19 protein-coding genes are annotated in these 17506 nt (G+C 70.8%); 10 read left to right on the top strand and 9 right to left on the bottom strand.

What is annotated here, in order from left to right:
• Positions 1 to 31 precede the first annotated feature (31 nt).
• Complete coding sequence (locus ACWEJX_RS00095; protein ID WP_451605272.1) at positions 32 to 1030, bottom strand: anion permease; 999 nt, start codon at positions 1028 to 1030, stop codon at positions 32 to 34.
• A 5-nt stretch (positions 1031 to 1035) separates the two neighbouring features.
• Entirely contained in the window at positions 1036 to 1656 is a 621-nt protein-coding gene (locus ACWEJX_RS00090; RefSeq protein WP_403800013.1) for a DUF47 domain-containing protein, read from the bottom strand.
• 193 nt (positions 1657 to 1849) lie between these two features.
• On the opposite strand from ACWEJX_RS00090, the gene ACWEJX_RS00085 reads away from it, so the two are divergent.
• The gene (locus ACWEJX_RS00085) at positions 1850 to 2239 is read left to right on the top strand and encodes a metal-sensitive transcriptional regulator (RefSeq protein WP_451605271.1); all 390 of its coding nucleotides are present in this window, start codon (positions 1850 to 1852) and stop codon (positions 2237 to 2239) included.
• A 127-nt stretch (positions 2240 to 2366) separates the two neighbouring features.
• On the opposite strand, the gene ACWEJX_RS00080 is transcribed toward ACWEJX_RS00085, so the two are convergent.
• Both ACWEJX_RS00080 and ACWEJX_RS00075 read right to left on the bottom strand, forming a co-directional pair.
• Positions 2367 to 2528, bottom strand: coding sequence for a hypothetical protein (locus tag ACWEJX_RS00080; RefSeq protein ID WP_403800017.1), 162 nt, complete (start codon positions 2526 to 2528; stop codon positions 2367 to 2369).
• Positions 2529 to 2652: 124 nt separating this feature from the next.
• Positions 2653 to 3459 (bottom strand): hypothetical protein, encoded by an 807-nt coding sequence (locus ACWEJX_RS00075; RefSeq protein WP_451605270.1) that lies wholly within the window; start codon positions 3457 to 3459, stop codon positions 2653 to 2655.
• A gap of 111 nt (positions 3460 to 3570) precedes the next feature.
• On the opposite strand from ACWEJX_RS00075, the gene ACWEJX_RS00070 reads away from it, so the two are divergent.
• Entirely contained in the window at positions 3571 to 3708 is a 138-nt protein-coding gene (locus ACWEJX_RS00070) for a hypothetical protein (protein WP_451605269.1), read from the top strand.
• A gap of 28 nt (positions 3709 to 3736) precedes the next feature.
• Here the strand turns inward: ACWEJX_RS00070 and ACWEJX_RS00065 are convergent, their stop codons facing one another.
• The 4 genes from ACWEJX_RS00065 to ACWEJX_RS00050 form a co-directional block, all read right to left on the bottom strand.
• On the bottom strand, positions 3737 to 4447 hold the full coding sequence (locus ACWEJX_RS00065) for a phosphatase PAP2 family protein (protein ID WP_451605268.1): 711 nt from the start codon (positions 4445 to 4447) through the stop codon (positions 3737 to 3739).
• A gap of 178 nt (positions 4448 to 4625) precedes the next feature.
• On the bottom strand, positions 4626 to 5645 hold the full coding sequence (locus ACWEJX_RS00060) for a C40 family peptidase (protein WP_451605447.1): 1020 nt from the start codon (positions 5643 to 5645) through the stop codon (positions 4626 to 4628).
• Between the two features lie 136 nt (positions 5646 to 5781).
• The gene (locus tag ACWEJX_RS00055; protein WP_451605267.1) at positions 5782 to 6381 is read right to left on the bottom strand and encodes a VanZ family protein; all 600 of its coding nucleotides are present in this window, start codon (positions 6379 to 6381) and stop codon (positions 5782 to 5784) included.
• A 78-nt stretch (positions 6382 to 6459) separates the two neighbouring features.
• Entirely contained in the window at positions 6460 to 6927 is a 468-nt protein-coding gene (locus ACWEJX_RS00050) for a hypothetical protein (RefSeq protein WP_451605266.1), read from the bottom strand.
• Positions 6928 to 7563: 636 nt separating this feature from the next.
• On the opposite strand from ACWEJX_RS00050, the gene ACWEJX_RS00045 reads away from it, so the two are divergent.
• The 6 genes from ACWEJX_RS00045 to ACWEJX_RS00020 all read left to right on the top strand — a co-directional run bounded on the left by ACWEJX_RS00045 (position 7564) and on the right by ACWEJX_RS00020 (position 14769).
• A complete protein-coding gene (locus tag ACWEJX_RS00045; RefSeq protein WP_116159777.1) occupies positions 7564 to 7872 on the top strand; it encodes a hypothetical protein in 309 nt (102 codons plus the stop codon).
• A gap of 93 nt (positions 7873 to 7965) precedes the next feature.
• On the top strand, positions 7966 to 8793 hold the full coding sequence (locus ACWEJX_RS00040) for a hypothetical protein (RefSeq protein WP_451605265.1): 828 nt from the start codon (positions 7966 to 7968) through the stop codon (positions 8791 to 8793).
• Entirely contained in the window at positions 8783 to 10186 is a 1404-nt protein-coding gene (locus ACWEJX_RS00035; protein ID WP_451605264.1) for a hypothetical protein, read from the top strand. The genes ACWEJX_RS00040 and ACWEJX_RS00035 overlap by 11 nt, the downstream gene beginning before the upstream one ends.
• Entirely contained in the window at positions 10183 to 11736 is a 1554-nt protein-coding gene (locus ACWEJX_RS00030; RefSeq protein WP_451605263.1) for an SCO6880 family protein, read from the top strand. The genes ACWEJX_RS00035 and ACWEJX_RS00030 overlap by 4 nt, the downstream gene beginning before the upstream one ends.
• A gap of 20 nt (positions 11737 to 11756) precedes the next feature.
• The gene (locus ACWEJX_RS00025) at positions 11757 to 13154 is read left to right on the top strand and encodes an ATP-binding protein (protein WP_451605262.1); all 1398 of its coding nucleotides are present in this window, start codon (positions 11757 to 11759) and stop codon (positions 13152 to 13154) included.
• Between the two features lie 10 nt (positions 13155 to 13164).
• Complete coding sequence (locus tag ACWEJX_RS00020) at positions 13165 to 14769, top strand: type VI secretion protein (protein ID WP_451605261.1); 1605 nt, start codon at positions 13165 to 13167, stop codon at positions 14767 to 14769.
• 32 nt (positions 14770 to 14801) lie between these two features.
• Here ACWEJX_RS00020 and ACWEJX_RS00015 read toward each other — a convergent pair whose 3' ends face one another.
• A complete protein-coding gene (locus tag ACWEJX_RS00015; protein WP_451605260.1) occupies positions 14802 to 15365 on the bottom strand; it encodes an N-acetyltransferase family protein in 564 nt (187 codons plus the stop codon).
• 104 nt (positions 15366 to 15469) lie between these two features.
• Between ACWEJX_RS00015 and ACWEJX_RS00010 the strand changes: the two genes are divergently transcribed.
• On the top strand, positions 15470 to 16645 hold the full coding sequence (locus tag ACWEJX_RS00010) for a sensor histidine kinase (RefSeq protein ID WP_451605259.1): 1176 nt from the start codon (positions 15470 to 15472) through the stop codon (positions 16643 to 16645).
• Entirely contained in the window at positions 16642 to 17307 is a 666-nt protein-coding gene (locus tag ACWEJX_RS00005) for a response regulator (protein WP_451605258.1), read from the top strand. The genes ACWEJX_RS00010 and ACWEJX_RS00005 overlap by 4 nt, the downstream gene beginning before the upstream one ends.
• Positions 17308 to 17506 lie beyond the last annotated feature (199 nt).

Here is a 17506-nt window from a genome sequence, read left to right as displayed (position 1 = left end):
CTCGCGGTCAGCCGGCCAGCCGGTCAGCCGGTCAGCCGAAGACGAGCTTGATCACGTAATAGCTCAGCGCGGCGACGACGGCCGCGGCCGGCATGGTGATGAACCAGCCGAGGATGATGTTCTTGGCGACGCCCCACCGCACCGCGTTCACGCGCTTGGTGGCGCCCACACCCATGATCGCCGAGGTGATGACGTGGGTCGTGGAGATCGGCGCCTTGAAGAGGAACGCCGTCACGAACATGATCGACGCGCCGGTCGTCTCCGCGGCGAAGCCCTGCGGCGGGTCCAGCTCGATGATCTTGCGACCGAGGGTCCGCATGATGCGCCAGCCGCCCGCGTACGTGCCGAGCGAGAGCATCACGGCACAGGCGAGCTTCACCCACACCGGGATCGGGGCGTCGGCGCTCTGCACGTCACCGATGACCAGGGCCATCACCACGACGCCCATCGTCTTCTGGGCGTCCTGGAGGCCGTGGCCGAGCGCCATGCCGGCCGCCGAGACCGTCTGCGCGATACGGAAGCCGCGCTTGGCCTTGTGCGGGTTGGCCTTGCGGAACAGCCACAGGATCGCGCACATCACCAGGTAACCGGCGATGAGACCCACCACCGGCGACAGGAACATCGGGATGACGACCTTGTCCAGGACGCCGGACCAGATGACCTCCGTACCGCCCGCGAGCGCCGCGCCCACCATGCCGCCGAACAGCGCGTGCGAGGAGGACGAGGGAAGGCCGAAGTACCAGGTGATGAGGTTCCACACGATCGCGCCGAGCAGCGCGGCGAAGAGGATGGCCATCCCCGAGTTGCCCGTCGGCGTCTCGATCAGGCCCTTGCTGACCGTGTGCGCGACGCCGCTGCCGAGGAAGGCGCCGGCGAGGTTCATGACCGCGGCCATCGCCAGGGCGGCCCGCGGGGTCAGCGCCCGGGTCGAGACCGAGGTGGCGATGGCGTTCGCCGAGTCGTGGAATCCGTTCGTATACGTGAAGCCGAGCGCGACCAGGATGGTCACGACCAGGGCGAAGGTGTCCACGAAGCTCAGGACTCCTTGACGGCGATGGTCTCCACCGTGTTCGCCACGTGCTCGAAGGCGTCCGCCGCCTCTTCGAGGACATCCACGACCTGCTTGAGCTTCAGCACCTCGATGGCGTCGTACTTGCCGTTGAAGAGGTGGGCGAGCAGCTTGCGGTGGATCTGGTCGGCCTGGTTCTCCAGCCGGTTGACCTCGATCCAGTACTCGGTGAGGTTGGACATCGTCCGCAGGTTCGGCATCGCCTCGGCGGTCAGCTCCGCCGCCCGGGCCAGCACCTCGATCTGCTGCTCGACGCCCTTCGGCAGTTCCTCGATGTTGTAGAGGACGACCAGGTCGACGGCCTCCTCCATGAAGTCCATGATGTCGTCGAGGGAGGAGGCGAGGGAGTAGATGTCCTCGCGGTCGAACGGCGTGATGAAGGACGAGTTCAGCTGGTGGAAGATGGCATGGGTCGCGTCGTCGCCGGCGTGCTCCGCTGCCCGCATGCGTTCCGCGATCTCGGCCCGGGCGGAGGGATCCGCTCCGAGCAGTTCCATCAGGAGCTTGGCGCCCGTGACGATGTTGTCCGCGGACGCGGCGAACATGTCATAGAAGCTCGTCTCCCTGGGGGTCAGACGAAATCGCACGTGGGGTCCTCGGGGTGCTGGGTTTCGGTCAGGCTGATGCTAGGCGCATCATCCGGCCACGGCTAACCGGCGTCCCTTCAGTGTCGCCCATCAGGCACAGTGATCTGCACGGGCCCCCGCCGCGATTCGCGGGGATCGGTACCCTATACCCACGAGGGGTATACCCACTCTTTCTGGACAACGGGAGGACGCGATGACGACCACCGAGGCGACGACCGCGGCGGCGGCCGAAGTCACCCCCGAGACCACCCAGCCGGCGGCCGAGCACGGCACCGGTCACGGCACGGGCCACGAGCACGGGGTGCACGGCTACCACAAGCAGAAGGACGAGCACCTGAAGCGGCTGCGCCGCATCGAGGGCCAGATCCGCGGGCTGCAGCGGATGGTCGACGAGGACGTCTACTGCATCGACATCCTCACCCAGGTCTCGGCCTCCACGAAGGCGCTGCAGTCCTTCGCCCTCCAGCTCCTGGAGGAGCACCTGCGGCACTGCGTCGCGGACGCGGCGACCAAGGGCGGCGACGAGATCGAGGCGAAGGTCGAGGAGGCCACCAAGGCCATCGCGCGGATGATGCGCACCTGATCCTGATCTAACCCTGCCCCTGACCCTGACCCTGACCCTGATCCGTACGCCGGCCCGCCGGGGCCAGTCGGCCTGGCGGTCAGCGGGCCCGGCGGTCAGCGAGTGTGGCAGTCAGCGGGCCTAGCGGTCAGCGGGCGTGGGCGCCGACGCGAAGGACCTCGTCGATACGGGCCGCGCTGAGCCGCTCCCCGTCGACGGCGGAGGCCGCGATGATCAGCTCCCCGCACAGTTCGATTTCGGCCAGGGCGACGCACTCGGGGTCGCCGGGTGCGGTCGCGATCGGGGTCATGCGTCCTTCACCTCTTCCTGCCGGCGCCGGTCTCCCAGCGTAGGGAGGGCCCCGCGAACCGCGCATGACACGACCGGACCATTTGGCGATGGCCCGCCCGCCCCGACCCCGTGGGCGCGGGCGGCTACGCCTGGATCTTCCCGGCGTAGATGTCCGCGCGGTCCGGCAGCGTCACCGAGACGCGCGCCCCGAACCCGTAGAGCAGGGTGGTCGACGCGACCGCGACCGTACGGCCCTGGTTGCTGAAGCTGAACTGGTGGCGGACCTTGCGCAGCCGCCCCTCCTCGTCCAGGTACGCGTCGAAGGGCACCGCGTCCGTGGTGAACCCTTTCGCCGCCGCGGCCAGTGCCCCGCGCACCTGCGGCGAGGCAAGCCGGGCGGCCTCCGCGATGTCGGTGGTCCCCCGGTAGTGCCGCACCTTCACGCCCGCCAGGTCGACCTCGCCGACGTACGTCACCTGGCGCGCGCCGCGCAGCAGCTCGGCGGCGGCGGCCGGGTCGGTGGCGCCGCCGGTGACCAGGTTGCCGTCGTCGAGGGTCGTGGTGTCGACCCGTACCCACTTGTCGGCGGGGACGCCGGCGCCGCGGTTCTTCATGTAGAGCGCGCCGGGGACGAGCAGCTCGGTGATGGGCCGGTGCTCGCTCTCGCCGGCGGCGTCGCTGGGGAGCATCACCTGGAGCCGGCCGGTGCGGAGCCGGAAGTCGTAGCCGCCCTCGCCGCGGATGGTGACGCGGGTGCCGCCGGTGGCCATCTCCATGGAGGTGCTGGCCTTCGACGAGCCGACGCGGACCAGTGCCTCGGCCGCGCCGCGTACGGTCAGCGCCGGGTCGCCGCCGGGCTCGGCGTCGTCACCGGGGGCGGCGCAGCCGCCGCCCAGCACCAGAGCTATCGCGACGCCCCACACCCTGCCCGAGCGTCCGTTGCCACGCATCCCCATCGCCTGCCAACCCCCAACGCCGTCCCGCGTGTCCGTCCGGATCCCGCCCGACCGGATAACGACGGTCCCGACGACCCGTCACGCACGGCGCAGTACGGTGGAGGCGTGCATCACACGGAGACCACGGAGCGCGGTTCGTTCGCGTTCGCCCGGTGCAGCTGCGGCTGGACCGGCCCGGCCCGCAGGTCACGCGACCGGGCCCGTACGGACGCGGCGGAGCACCGGGCTTCGGTGAGCGGCTAGGCGGCCGGGCACCCGGGCGGCGAGGCCGTCAGGCCGCGAGGTCGCTGTCGCCGGTGCCGAGCCGGGGCTCGGGGATGCCGATGGCCTCCGTGACGGCGTGCCCCTCGGGGGCGCGCCGGGAGCGCACCAGCCGGGCGCCGCGCGGGGAGCGGGCGACGGCGGCGACGACCGGGGTGAGCATCGCGAGCGCGGGCGGGGCGAGCAGCAGCGCGACGGCGGTGCCGAGCGCGAGGCCGCCGACGACGTCGGTGGGGTAGTGGACGCCCATGTAGACGCGGCAGAAGCCCTCGGCGAGGGCGAGTCCGATGGCGGCGAGACCCCAGCGGCGGTGCGCCATGAAGACGCCGACGGCGATGGCCATCGTCAGGGTGGCGTGGTCGCTGACGAAGGAGAAGTCGGTCTTGCCGGCGACGAGGACGTCGAGGCCCTGGTGTTCCCTGAACGGCCGGGGGCGTTCGACGAAGCCGCGGATCGGGATGTTGACGAGCAGCGCGAGGCCGGCGGCGATCGGCGCCCACACCAGCCCGGCGACGCCCGCGACGGAGTCGGCGAGGGTGCCGCGCCGGCGCAGGTGCCACCAGCAGCCGAGCACGACGAGGATCAGGCCGAGCACGATGCCGTACTCGCCGACGAACTCCGTGACGCGGTCGAACCACGGCGGGGCGGCCTTGGCCAGCCCGTTGATGTCATAGAGCAGGCTGACATCGGGGTTCATACCGTCCGATGCGAGTCCAGCCATCTGCTGCGGCCCCTTGCTGTGTGGGTGTACTGGTGGCGGTGTCCAACCCCCGTGGTCAGAGCAGTCGGATCGGGAACGATCCGCCCGAGGGGAGCGTTCCGCTCCGCACCCAAGATCACTACGACGTTATCGAAAGGTGACGCGCCGCCGCAGCCCGGGGCCACGACTTGACGCGCAGTCACTGTTGCGGCAGGTGGGTGGGCAGCGCGGCGGCACCGTCCTCGGTGACGCGGGTGGCGCCGAAGTAGTCGGGCGTGTCGATCCGGTCGAAGCGGATGACGGCGCCGGTGCGCGGCGCGTCGATCATGTAGCCGCCGCCGACGTAGATGCCGACGTGTCTGATGGCCCGTGAGTTCGTCAGGTCGTCCGAGAAGAAGACGAGGTCCCCGGGCAGCAGTTCGTCCCGACTGGGGTGCGGCCCGGCGTTGTACTGGTCGTTGGCCACGCGCGGCAGCTCGATCCCGACCGACTCGTACGCGGCCTGGGTCAGCCCCGAGCAGTCGAACCGCCCGTTCTGCGCGGCCGTTCCCGTACCGCCCCACAGATACGGCGTGCCGAGCTTCTGCTGCGCGTAGTAGATGGCGGCCGCCGCCTGCCGGGACGGCTCGACGCGGCCGACGGGCCGGGCGAAGCTCTTCTCCAGCGAGCGGATGATCCGCACGTAGTTCTGCGTCTCGCTGATCCGCGGCACGCCACCGGACCTGATGACCCGGTAGGCGCCGGCGTTGTACGCGGCGAGCATGTTGTTGGCGTTGTCGCCCGGCACGTCCTTCACATAGCCGGCCAGCTCGCAGTCGTACGAGGCCGCGGACGGGATCGCGTCCTTGGGATCCCAGATGTCCCGGTCCCCGTCCCCGTCACCGTCGATGCCGTGCCCGGCCCAGGTGCCGGGGATGAACTGGGCGATGCCCCGGGCGTCGGCGGGCGAGACGATCGTGGGGTTCCAGCCGCTCTCCTGGTACAGCTGGGCGGCGAGCAGCGCGGGGTTGAGCGCCGGACAGAGGTTCCCCCACTTCTGCACCAGCCCCTGATACGCCGCCGGCACGGCCCCCTTGGCCAGCCCCACGGTCCCGCTCCGCCCGTTTCCTGCCCCCCCGACGAGCCCGGCCGCGGCGGAGTACGTCCCGACGACGAGCAGCACGACGAACAGCAGAAAGAACCCGCCGACCCCGCCACCCAGCCACCAGGCCGCCCGCACCTTACGCACCGTCAACCACCCCTCGGCTCCTGCCAGCACGCCTGCCGAGCCTCAGTTTAGGCGGGCGACCCCGCGGTCAGGGGGTGGACGAACCGGACGGAAGAGGAGTGTCCGAGGAGCAGCAGAGCAGAGGACCTCACCGAGTCATGGCTCCGCGATCTACTTGAGCAGTTGCCGCACGGCGTGCGCGCCTGGCCGTCCCCTCGGACAGGCGCGCTGACCCGATGACGATGAGCAGGCCGATCAGGGCGCCCAGAGTGTTCAGGATGACGTCATCGATATCCACGACTCGGCCCGCATCCATCAGGAGCTGAGCCAGCTCGATCAGCACGCTCAAGGAGAACAGACCCGCCAGCACCCTTATGCCGGCCTTGGCCCTCCTGCCCTTCGCGGCATACCAGAAGATGGCCAGCGGGACGAACATCGCCGCGTTGGCGACCGAGGTCGCCAACGCCATACGCCGCTCCATGGGGTACATGCCTTCGGCACCGGGCCCGAGGATCCCGGACCCCGGAGTCAGCGAGATGTAGGTCCCGCCCGAGCCGATGGACTGGGTCGGCATGAGGGTGGCCAGGAGCACGAGCGCAAAACAGGCCAGAAAGATCCTCTTGGCCACTCTCCCGCGCCGCACCGGCGCGGACGCGACCCATCGAGTGAACGCGACCGCCACAGCAGCGGAGCCGAGCACGAACAGGGCGACGCTGAGCGGGTTAACGTAGAGAACGAGCTGCCACATCTTCTACCTGCCGTTCACGGCACCGGAACAAAGGGATGGCCGCCCGCGAAGGGGGCGGCCCGTCATGGAACCCGTTCCTCAGCAACGCCACTTCGTGACGTACCGCGCGTTGTCGTACTCCATGATGCCCCGGATGCAGCCCTCGTTTGACAGAAGAACGTACTTGGACAGCTCGGCGTAGCCGTTCTGGGTCTTCTTGTAGCCCATCCAAGTCGTCTGGGCGATCACTCCCGTCCGCTCGATCTTGATCTCGTAGCCCAGCCGCACAGTGATCTCCCCACGGGCGCCGTGGCGGATGTAGGACGTGGTGTAGGTGCCCTCGTTCGGGACAGGGCCGTCGTTACACAGGATGCCGTTGGTCAGCTCACCGCATCCCTTGGAGACAGCACTGGCGGTTGGAGCCATCACAAGGCCACCGACAAGCACGGAGAAAAGCGCCACCAAGGCGCCGAGAACGCGCTTCACAGATTCCCCCTTGAATTCGTACGTCAGGTCTCCCGGATGAAATCCGCGAGTACCGCAGCTCGCCGGGAGCAGCGTCCTCATGTCACATCGGGTGGACCCTCGTTGGGTGACATCACGCCTGGTCAGGGCGCGATCACGATCGGACCCTAGCTACACCCCGACGTACCGTCACAACCCTGGCGCGGCTTTACGTCAGGTCGACGCCCAGGGCAGCCCAACGGTCCCGCGCCCCTCGTGCACGGAGATCAGCCGGCCCTTGAGGTCGCCCAACGGGGTGAGTAGATCAGCCAGGGGTACGCACTCTCCGTACGACGGCGTCGTACGGGTACGGAACAACGCCAACGCAGCATCCCTTTTCCTCGACGGCTACACCCCTGCACCAAGGTCCCCGAGCGGTCGCCGGCGCCACGTGGACCGGCGACGAGTGGGCCCCGCAACGCCCCTGACGCCTCATCGAGCACCGCCCCAAAGGTGTCACAACGACAATCATTGCCCGGAGTCACCCCCCGTGATACACAGAGTGACCATACGCTTCTTCGCATACAAACCGGCCACACCGTCGCAGGTCAAGACGGTCAGATCGGTCAGATGTGCGGGGATCGGGTAAAGAGAGCCGTCAAGCCGTCACACGCGGGCGGTTTCATCAGCGAAGATAGGGTCGACGACCCATGCCGTTCGGCAGGGGCGACGAACTACCCAACAGGGGCGGTGAGTTACATGTACCTGGCGGCCGAGAAGGGCGACATCTCCACCATCATCGGTGGAATCGCCCCGAACTGGGGGCCTTTCGGGAGCCTGGGCGCCGAGGCCAAGGTGATGATCGAGGTCGTGATGGCCGTGGCCATCCTGCTCTGTCTCGGCATCGCCATCTGGGGTGCGGCCAAGCAGCGCATCGGCGCGACCGCGCTGCGCGACACCTTCAGCGCCGAACAGGGCAAGGGCCTGATCGTGGCCGGCCTGACCGGCGTCTTCATCATCGGGTCGCTGGGGACGCTCTTCACCATCGTGTACGGGATGGCCGTCTAACCCGTTTCTACCAACGAGGTCGCGTTCCCTGATGTCCAGTCACCACCCGGACCCGCTTCCGTACCCGCGCGTGCTTGAGAGGGCGTACCCGGCATGAGCCTCGGCGACGAGCACGACGGCCAGACCCGTACCCGCCTCCCCGAAGGCAACTACGGCGACCCCTACGCCACCCCCCGCCGCCCGGCCCGCGGCTCCCGCAGCCTGATCGCGGTGGTCGGCGTCGTGGCCCTCCTCATCGCCGCGATCGCCCTCGCCAACCGAGGCGGCAACGACACCGCGAGCGGCGGTTCCGGCACCGCCACCGGCGGCGCCGGCGCCCCGGCACGCTCGGCCGCCCCGACGGCGGCGACGGGCGTACGCCCGGTGACGGGCAAGAACGGCGAGATCCCGACGGGCTTCGCGCGGGACGAACAGGGGGCGCAGAGCGCGGCGACGAACTACGCGGTGGCGCTGGGGTCGGTGGACATGTTCCAGCGCGGGCCGCGCGAGGCCATCGTGCGGGCCATCCACGACCCGGCCGTCGCGGACGGTCTGGTGAAGCGCCTGGACGAGTCCTACTCGGCCGCGTTCCTGGCCAACGTGGGCCTCACCCCCGACGGACTCGCGCCCACGGGTCTGACGTTCGTGTCGCGCACGATCCCCGTCGGCGCGAAGGTCAAGGACTACACGAGCGACACCGCCACCGTGGAGGTGTGGTGCACCGGACTCGTGGGCCTGGCCGGCGAGGGCTCGACCAAGCCGGTGACGTCGACGTGGTTCACCATCACCGAGAAGCTCAAGTGGGTCGGCGGCGACTGGAAGATCGTCAGCTCGGAGCAGGCCGAGGGCCCCACGCCCGTCAACGGTGACAACCGGGCCTCCATGGCGGACGAGATCGCCAAGGCCGTCGAGGGATACGGAGGCTTCACCTATGCCCGCTAGCCGACGCGTCCCCCTGCGCGCCATGGCCGCCGGCGTGGTCGCGCTCCCCGCCACGCTCGTGCTGCTCGCGTCACGTGCGTACGCCGCCCCCACGCCCACGACGCCGCCCAGCGGCACGCCGTCGCCCGGCGCCCCGTCCGCAACCGTCACGCCGACACCGACGCCGAGCGCCAGCAACAACCCCTGCGACCTCATCGTGGGCCAGGCCCGCGACTACTGCGAGAACGGCCAGTCCGGCGGCGCCACCGGCACCCGTCCCCGCCTGGACGACCCCACCACCGCCCTCGACCCCCTCTCCTCCCTCGCGCACGGCTGTGCCAAGGCCGCCGCCTGGGTCGTCGACACGCTCTCCGCCGCCGTGAAGGAGACCGCCCAGGTCGACTTCACCAACCCGCAGTTCCTCGGCCGCTACGCCATCGTCTTCGCGGCCTCCGTCTTCCTCACCCTCCTCCTCTGGCTGCTCGCGGTCGCCAAGCGCGCCATCCGCGGCGTCCCGCTCACCACCGCGATCTCCGAGGCGATCGGGTTCCTCTGGCTCACCGTCCTCGCCTCCGCGTTCACGCCGCTCATCCTCTACACGGTCGTCAACGCGACCGACGCCGTCACCGAGGTCATCGCCTCCGGCACCGGCCAGCAGACCGACGTGTTCTTCGGCAGCTTCAAACAGGCGCTGGAGAAGGGCGACAGCATCGGTGGCGGGCCCATCATGCTGATCATCGTGTCGCTGGTGACCGTCCTCGCCGCCGGCGTGCTCTACCTGGAGCTCGTCCTGCGCGCCGTGCTCCTCTACGTCGGCGCCCTGCTCGGCGTGGTCGTCTATTCCGGGCTCGTCGACAAGAACATGTGGGGCCACGTGCGCCGCTGGGCCGGGATCATGATCGCGGTGATCCTCGTCAAGCCGGTGATCGTGATCGTGCTCGGGCTCGCCGGGGCGCTCTCCTCCGGCACCGGGCCCGACTCGTTCTCCGCCGTCGTCTCCGGCCTCTCGATCATCCTCCTGGCCATCTTCGCGTCGGCGATGATCTACCGCTTCGTCCCGGGCTTCGGCGACGAGATCATCGCGTCCCGCAACAACCGCCTGCACCGCGCCGGCGAGAACACCGCGGCCGCTGTCATCTCCTCGCCCGCCTCCCTCGTGTCCCAGGGCATCAAGACCCACAGCACCCGCGGCGACGGCGGCGGCTCCCAGGGCGCCCAGGCCACGGCCGCCCGCCCCGCCAACCCGCTCTCCGGCGGCGTCGCAGCCCACAGCAGCCGAGGCTCATCCGCAAGCCCCGCGGGAGCGTCGGCCACTCCCCCGCCCCGCAGCGCCGGTCCCACCGCGGGCACCCCGCACACCAGCCGTAGCAGCAACAGCAGCAAGAACACAGGAGCAGGAGGTGCAGGGCGTTGACGACCCAGTCCCAGCCGGTCTCGCCCCGCCGCACGTATCTCGTCGGCCGCGCCCGGCCGAACGCGGTCATCGGCAAGAACCGTGAGACCGGCGAGATCGCGCTCATCATCGCCGGCGCCTTCCTCGGCATGATGTGCGGACTGCTCGTCCCCGTCCTGTCCCTGCGCATCGTGCTGCTCACCGGCTTCCCGCTGCTCGCGCTCGCCGCCGTCTACGTGCCGTACAAGCACCGCACGTTCTACAAGTGGTTCGAGATCAACCGCAGTTACAAGCGGATGCTCAAGCGCGGCACCGCCTACCGCTCCGCCGCCGTCGAGGCCGGCACGCGGCTCGACGGCCGCGAGGTCGAGATCGGCCCGCCGCCCGGCATCGGCCGCGTCAGCTGGCTCTCCGCGCCCTTCGGCCCCGACGAGATCGCCGTGCTGCTGCACGCCGACCGCCGCACCGTCACCGCCGCCATCGAGATCGAGGGCCCCGGCGTCGGCCTGCGCGACTCCGAGGACCAGGAAGCCCTCGTCGACCGCTTCGGCACCCTCCTCAAGCACGTCGCCAACGGGGACGGCTTCGTCACCCGCCTCCAGATGCTCGCCCGCACCCTCCCCGCCGACCCCGACGCCCACGCCAAGGACGTCGCCCAGCGCGGCGACCACCAGGCCCCGGCCTGGCTCCAGGAGTCGTACGACCAGCTCCAGTCCATGGTGTCGACGAGCAGCGAGCAGCACCGCGCCTACCTCGTCGCGTGCATGCACTACACCCGCGAACTCGCCGCCGAGGCCAACGCCATGGCCCGCGCCGCCCGCCACGCCTCCGGCGCCCGCAAGCTCGACCGCGACGCCGGCCTCGCCGTCGTCATGGCCCGCGAGCTCACCGACATCTGCGCCCGGCTGGCGGAGGCGGACATCCGGGTACGGCAGCCCCTCGGGCAGTCGCGGCTCGCGTCCCTCGTGCACTCCATGTACGACCCGGACCACCCCATCGACCACATCCAGGCCATGACGAAACGAAACGCTTGGCCCGCCGAGCTGGACGCGATGGAGCCGACGTACCTCCAGGCCAAGACCCGCGAGTCCGCCACCCGCGCCCCCTGGTGCCACGCCACCGCCTGGATCAAGGAGTGGCCGATGACCCCGGTGGGCGTCAACTTCCTCGCCCCGCTCCTCGTCCACACCCCCGACGTCATCCGCACCGTCGCCGTCACCATGGACCTGGAACCCACCGAGGTCGCCATCGAGCGCATGCTCACCGAGAAGACCAACGACGAGGCCGAGGCGTCCCGCCAGGCCAAGATGAACCGCACCGTCGACCCCCGCGACATCGCCGCCCACGGGCGGCTCGACCAGCGGGGTGAAGATCTCGCCAGCGGCGCGGCGGGCGTCAACCTCGTCGGGTACATCACCGTATCGTCGCGCTCGCCCGAGGCCCTGGCCCGGGACAAGCGCACGATCCGGGCCTCCGCCGGAAAGTCGTATCTGAAGCTGGAGTGGTGCGACCGCGAGCACCACCGGGCCTTTGTGAACACCTTGCCGTTCGCGACCGGCATCCGCCGCTAGGGCCGAAGGGGCACAGACCGATGCGAGATCCGCTGTCCGTCCTCACCGAAGCCTTCACCGCCTTCCTCTTCGGGAAGGTGGAGACGACCCGCCTGCCCGTGCGCACCTCCACCGGGCAGGCCCAGGCCGTCTACCTGCCGACCGCCGCCCCCGGCCTCGGCGACTCCGGCGTGATCATCGGCCGCGAGGTCTACAGCGGCAAGGGGTACATCTACGACCCCTTCCAGCTGTACGGGCAGCAGCTCCCCGCCCCGCACTGGCTCGTCCTCGGCGAGTCCGGCAACGGCAAGTCGGCACTGGAGAAGACGTACGTGCTGCGCCAGCTCCGCTTCCGCGACCGCCAGGTCGTCGTCCTCGACGCCCAGGGCGAGGACGGCGTCGGCGAATGGAACCTCATCGCCCAGGAGCTGGGGATAACGCCCATCCGGCTCGACCCGATGGTCGCCAACGACGACGGCATCCGCCTCAACCCGCTCGACCCCGCGATCACCACGACGGGGCAGCTCGCCCTGCTCCGTACGATCATCGAGGTCGCCATGGGCCACGGCCTCGACGAGCGCTCCGGCTTCGCGCTCAAGGTCGCCCACGCCTACGTCAACGAGCACATCACCGACCGCCAGCCGATCCTCACCGACATCGTCGAGCAACTCCGCCACCCGGAGGCCGAGTCCGCCGAGGCCATGAACGTCGACATAGACGACGTACGGGCCTGGGGCCTCGACGTGGCGCTCGTCCTCGACCGCCTGGTCGACGGCGACCTCCGCGGCATGTTCGACGGCCCGACGACCGTCGGCATCGACCTCGACGCCCCGCTCATCGTCTTCGACCTGTCCCACATCGACCGCAACTCCATCGCCATGCCCATCCTCATGGCGATCGTCGGCGTGTGGCTGGAACACACCTGGATCCGCCCCGACCGGAAGAAGCGCATCTTCCTCGTCGAGGAGGCCTGGCACATCATCAACAGCCCCTTCGTGGCCCAGCTGTTCCAGCGCCTGCTCAAGTTCGGCCGCCGCCTCGGCCTGTCCTTCGTCGCCGTCGTCCACCACCTCTCCGACGTCGTCGACGGAGCGGCCGCGAAGGAGGCCGCGGCGATCCTCAAGATGGCCTCCACCCGCACCATCTACGCCCAGAAGGCCGACGAGGCCCGCAACACCGGCCGCGTCCTCGGCCTGCCCCGCTGGGCCGTCGAGATCATCCCGACGCTCACCCCCGGCATCGCCGTCTGGGACGTCAACGGCAACGTCCAGGTCGTCAAACACCTCATCACCGAGAAGGAACGCCCACTCGTCTACACCGACCGCGCCATGACCGAGTCCTCCGCCCCCGCCGACCCCGAACTCGAATGGGAGACGGAACAGCGGGCACTGCTCATCGAGCAGCAGATGAACGACTCCTCGCAGTCGACGGTGGCGTAAGGACATCGGCATGGAGAAAGCGGCACGGAAGGAGGGCGGCATCCCCGACGGTCTCGTCGTGGGACTGCTCGCCCTCCTGCTCGCCCTCGCGTTCCTGGTGTGGACGGCCACCGGCCTCGCCGCCCTCTTCGCGCACGGCACCTGGCCGGCCGGCGTCACCTTCACCCGCACCCCGCTCGCCCTGCGCTCCCTCATGACCGCCCCGACCGACCTGCCGACCGCCTGGCCCGACGCCGCACCGGCACAGCTCTCGGGCTACGGCCTGTTCTGGGGCCTGCTCATCGGCGAGGCGATGGTCCTCGCCGTCCTCACGGTCTTCGCCCTGGGCACCCTGGCCCGCTGGCGTGCGGTGCGGGCGAACAGAAAGGCCGGGGTGTACGGGGAGAACCGCGCCGGCCGGACGTCGGGGGCAAGGGGCGCGGCGGTACGGGACAAGGGCGCGGCCGTACGGGCCGAGGGCGGTGCCGCATGGGACAAGGGCCCCGCCGTGGGGGCCGAGGACGGCGTCGTACGGCCCGAGGACGCCGCCGTACGGCTCGAGGACGGCGTCGTACGGCCCGAGGACGGCGTTGTACGGCCCGAGGACGGCGTCGTACGGGCGCCCCTGCCAGTGGCCGCGAGCGCCGCGCCGCCCCATCCTCGTACCCCCGTGGACGAGACCCCCACGCCGGTACCGACTGCGACGCCCGCCACCCCCCGGATCGTCTACGGCCCCGCCGCCACCCGCCGCCCCGCCGCCGTACAGGCCGTCCGGGACGCCGACGGAGCCGTGCTCGTCGTGACGTCCGACCCGAGCCTCTGGGCCGAGACCAAGGACGCGCGCGGCAAGCTCGGCCCGGTCCTGCTCTACGACCCCGGGCACCTGTGCGACACGCCCGCCCGGCTGCGCTGGAGCCCCGCGGAAGGGTGCGAGGACCCGGACAGGGCGCGGGAGCGGGCGGCGGCACTGCTCGCGCCCGTACGACCGCAGGCACGGCTCGACGCGGCGACGGCGGACACCGCGGAAACGCTCCTGCGCTGCTGGCTGCACGCCGCGGCGACGGACGGCCGACCGTTCAAGCAGGTGCACCGCTGGGCCCAGGGCACCGACGCCCACGAGCCCGTACGCATCCTCCGCACCCATCCCAAGGCCGCCGCCGGCCACGCCGGCCTCCTGGAGTCGGCGCTCACCGCGCACCAGGAACGCCGAGCCGCGGCCCAGGAACTGACGGCCCGTGCGCTCGGCGCGCTCTCCTCGATCCACATCCGGGACGCCTGCACGGCAAATCGAACGGATTCGCTCACGCTCGCATCTTTCGTCGCCGAACAGGGCACGCTGTACGTGGTGGGTGAACCGATCGAGGACCCGCGCACCCACCCGGGCGCGATGCCCCTCCTCACCGCGCTCGCAGCGAGCGTGGTCGAGCACGGCCGCCGCATGGCCGCACGGTCATCCGACGGTCGGCTCGACCCACCACTGAGCCTCGTCCTCGACGACGTCGCCGCGGTCGCACCCCTCCCCGGCCTGCCCGAACTCGTCGCCGCCGGCGCGGAGCAGGGCCTGCCGACGCTCGCCCTGATGCGCTCGCAGGAGCAGGCCCGAGCCCGCTGGCCCGAGCCCCTACCGTTCGGCTAGCCCCTCCCGTTCGGCCGGCCCGTACCGTTCCGCTAGCTGCTCCGCGGCAGCACGTACTCCAGGTCGTAGCCGCTCTCGACGTCCTCCAGAAGGATCCGCCCACCCGTCGGGACGAAGCCGAAGCGCCGATAGAAGGCGGCCGCCCGGTGGTTGTCCTCGTGCACGTACAGCCGCACCCGCTCGACCGCCGGCTCCGGCAGCGCCCAGGACCACTCCACGGCCGCCCGGAACAGCGCGTCGATCACCCCGGCGCCGCGCGCCTCGGGTCGGACGTACACGCCCACCAGCTGCGTCTGGTCGACCTTCGAGGGCTCGCCGAACAGCGGCTCCGCATCCGAGGGCCGCTCCACGAGCACCGTCGTCGCGCCGATCCAGCGCCCGTCCGGAGTCTCCGCGACGAACTGGCGCACCCGCCCCGCGCCGCTCTCGGAGCCGTTCGCCGTCCGCTCCTGCCAGAAGGAGTCGGGCTGCGCGACGGCCTTCTCGTACGTCTCCACGAAGGCGAGGTGCGCGACCGGGTCCTGCAGCGCCGCGAGCCGCAGCTCGCGCACCTTCTCCCACTCGTCGGCACGGATGGTGCGAATCGAATAGTCCATGCCGCGATCTTCACCACCGCCGCACCACGGTGACAAGCAGTTTCTGACCGGCGTGGTACCTGGGTACGACGACGGCGCGAGCTCCGGCCGCCTAACGTGGCCGGGTGACGACGGAGACGGGACCGAGCCGGTACGTACGGCACCTCCTCACCCGCGTACGGGCCCTCGACGCGGCCCGCCCGTGGCTGTGGGACGCGACGGTGACCGCGACCCTGACGACCGCCGCACTCGTCGACGTGGCCGGCGGCGGCTGGCGCACCGTCGCGCGCGATCCGTCCCTGCCGCCCTGGCTGGTCCTCGCCCTCAGCCTCGCCCTCGCGCTGCCTCTCCACTGGCGGCGCCGCCGGCCGACGGCCGTCCTCGCCGTGATGACGGTCGCGGCGCTCGTCAGCGCGAGCTCGGGCGCCTTCCTCCAGGCCGACTACCTCCAGGCCGTCCCGCTGTTCCACATCGCGCTCCGCCGCCCGCCCCGCGCACTGCTCGGCGCCGCCGCGCTCCTCGCCGCGCCGGTGGTCGTGGGCACGCTCCGCTTCCCCGTCGGCACGCCGGCCGCCGACCCGCTGGTGTGGACGTACGTCCTCGCGGCTCTCCTGGGCATCACGGTCCGCTCCCGCAAGGAGGAACGCGCACAGGAGGTCCGGCTCGCGGCCGCGGCCGAACGCGCCCGGATCGCCCGCGAGATGCACGACATCATCGGCCACAACCTCTCCGTCATCACCGGCCTGGCCGACGGCGGCCGCTACGCGGCGGCGAAGAACCCCGAACGCGCCGCCCAGGCCCTCGACGCCATCGGCACCACCAGCCGGCAGGCCCTCACCGAACTCCGCCGTCTGCTGGGCACGCTGACGGCGGACCGGACTCCCCAGCCGGGGCTCGCGGAGCTGCCGTCGCTGATCGAGGGGGTACGGAAGGCGGGCCTCCCGGTCGAGACGACGCTGGAGGACTGTGGCCACACGCTGTCGGCGGGAGCGGAACTGACGGCGTACCGGGTCGTGCAGGAGGCGCTGACGAACACGCTGAAGCATGCGGGGCCCGGAGCGAAGGCGACGGTGAGGGTGAGGGTGGCGGCGGGGCCAGGGCCGGAGGGCGTGGAGGTGACGGTGACGGACACGGGAAGCGGCGCTCGATCGGTGGTCTCCGGTCGCGGCCGGGGACTGACCGGGATGCGCGAGCGCGCGGCCCTCTACGACGGCACACTCGACTGCGGCCCGCTGCCGGCCGGCACGGGCCCGGGCTGGCGGGTACGGCTCCGACTTCCGAGGGAGGACTCCCCCTCGTGACGACGGTTCTGATCGCAGACGACCAGCCGATGCAGCGCTTCGGCTTCCGCATGCTGCTCGAGAGCCAGGACGACATGACGGTCCTCGGCGAGGCCGCCCACGGCACGGAGGCCGTTCGCCTGGTCGACCGCCACCACCCGGACGTCGTCCTGATGGACATCCGCATGCCGGGCCTCGACGGCATCGAGGCCACCCGCCGCATCGTCGCCTCGGGCGCCCGTACCCGCGTCCTCATCGTCACGACCTTCGACCTCGACCAGTACGCGTACGACGGCCTGCGCGCCGGCGCGAGCGGCTTCCTGGTCAAGGACGCCCAGCCCGAGGAACTCCTCGCGGGCATCCGCGCGGTCGCGGCCGGCGACGCGGTGGTCGCCCCCAGCCTCACCCGCCGCCTCCTCGACACCTACATCCACCACCTCCCGCCGACCTCCGCCCCCAAGGAGGACGACCCCCGTCTCGCCGCCCTCACCGAGCGCGAACGCGAGATCCTCACGGTCGTCGCCCAGGGCTGGACCAACACAGAGATCGCCACCCACTTCCACCTCGCCGAATCCACGGTGAAGACCCACATCACCCGCATCCTCGCCAAAACCGGCTCCCGCGACCGCGTCCAGGCGGTCATCCTCGGCTACGACACGGGCCTGGTGGCCCCGGGTCAGTGACCGTCAGTGGTACGGATTCAGCGGTGTCGGGTCGAGATCGAAGCCGAAGGGCTCGGGGATACGGATGGTCTCCCCGAACGTGCGGCCGGCCCCGTCAGGATATTCAGAACGCAGAAAAGCCCCGCACCATACGGTGCGGGGCTTTCCCACAATGATTGTTCGGCGGCGTCCTACTCTCCCACAGGGTCCCCCCTGCAGT

The sequence above is a fragment of the Streptomyces sp. NPDC004788 genome (assembly GCF_053601115.1).
This window is presented reverse-complemented; position numbering and strand designations above follow the sequence as displayed.

What these genes read in the sequence shown, in the direction of transcription:
- ACWEJX_RS00050 (WP_451605266.1), bottom strand. Translation starts at nt 6,927, where the DNA reads ATGAGGACGCTGCTCCCGGCGAGCTGCGGTACTCGCGGATTTCATCCG.
- ACWEJX_RS00075 (WP_451605270.1), bottom strand. Translation starts at nt 3,459, where the DNA reads ATGCGTGGCAACGGACGCTCGGGCAGGGTGTGGGGCGTCGCGATAGCT.
- ACWEJX_RS00015 (WP_451605260.1), bottom strand. Translation starts at nt 15,365, where the DNA reads ATGGACTATTCGATTCGCACCATCCGTGCCGACGAGTGGGAGAAGGTG.
- ACWEJX_RS00055 (WP_451605267.1), bottom strand. Translation starts at nt 6,381, where the DNA reads ATGTGGCAGCTCGTTCTCTACGTTAACCCGCTCAGCGTCGCCCTGTTC.
- ACWEJX_RS00080 (WP_403800017.1), bottom strand. Translation starts at nt 2,528, where the DNA reads ATGACCCCGATCGCGACCGCACCCGGCGACCCCGAGTGCGTCGCCCTG.
- ACWEJX_RS00025 (WP_451605262.1), top strand. Translation starts at nt 11,757, where the DNA reads ATGCGAGATCCGCTGTCCGTCCTCACCGAAGCCTTCACCGCCTTCCTC.
- ACWEJX_RS00045 (WP_116159777.1), top strand. Translation starts at nt 7,564, where the DNA reads ATGTACCTGGCGGCCGAGAAGGGCGACATCTCCACCATCATCGGTGGA.
- ACWEJX_RS00020 (WP_451605261.1), top strand. Translation starts at nt 13,165, where the DNA reads ATGGAGAAAGCGGCACGGAAGGAGGGCGGCATCCCCGACGGTCTCGTC.
- ACWEJX_RS00065 (WP_451605268.1), bottom strand. Translation starts at nt 4,447, where the DNA reads ATGGCTGGACTCGCATCGGACGGTATGAACCCCGATGTCAGCCTGCTC.
- ACWEJX_RS00040 (WP_451605265.1), top strand. Translation starts at nt 7,966, where the DNA reads ATGAGCCTCGGCGACGAGCACGACGGCCAGACCCGTACCCGCCTCCCC.
- ACWEJX_RS00035 (WP_451605264.1), top strand. Translation starts at nt 8,783, where the DNA reads ATGCCCGCTAGCCGACGCGTCCCCCTGCGCGCCATGGCCGCCGGCGTG.
- ACWEJX_RS00085 (WP_451605271.1), top strand. Translation starts at nt 1,850, where the DNA reads ATGACGACCACCGAGGCGACGACCGCGGCGGCGGCCGAAGTCACCCCC.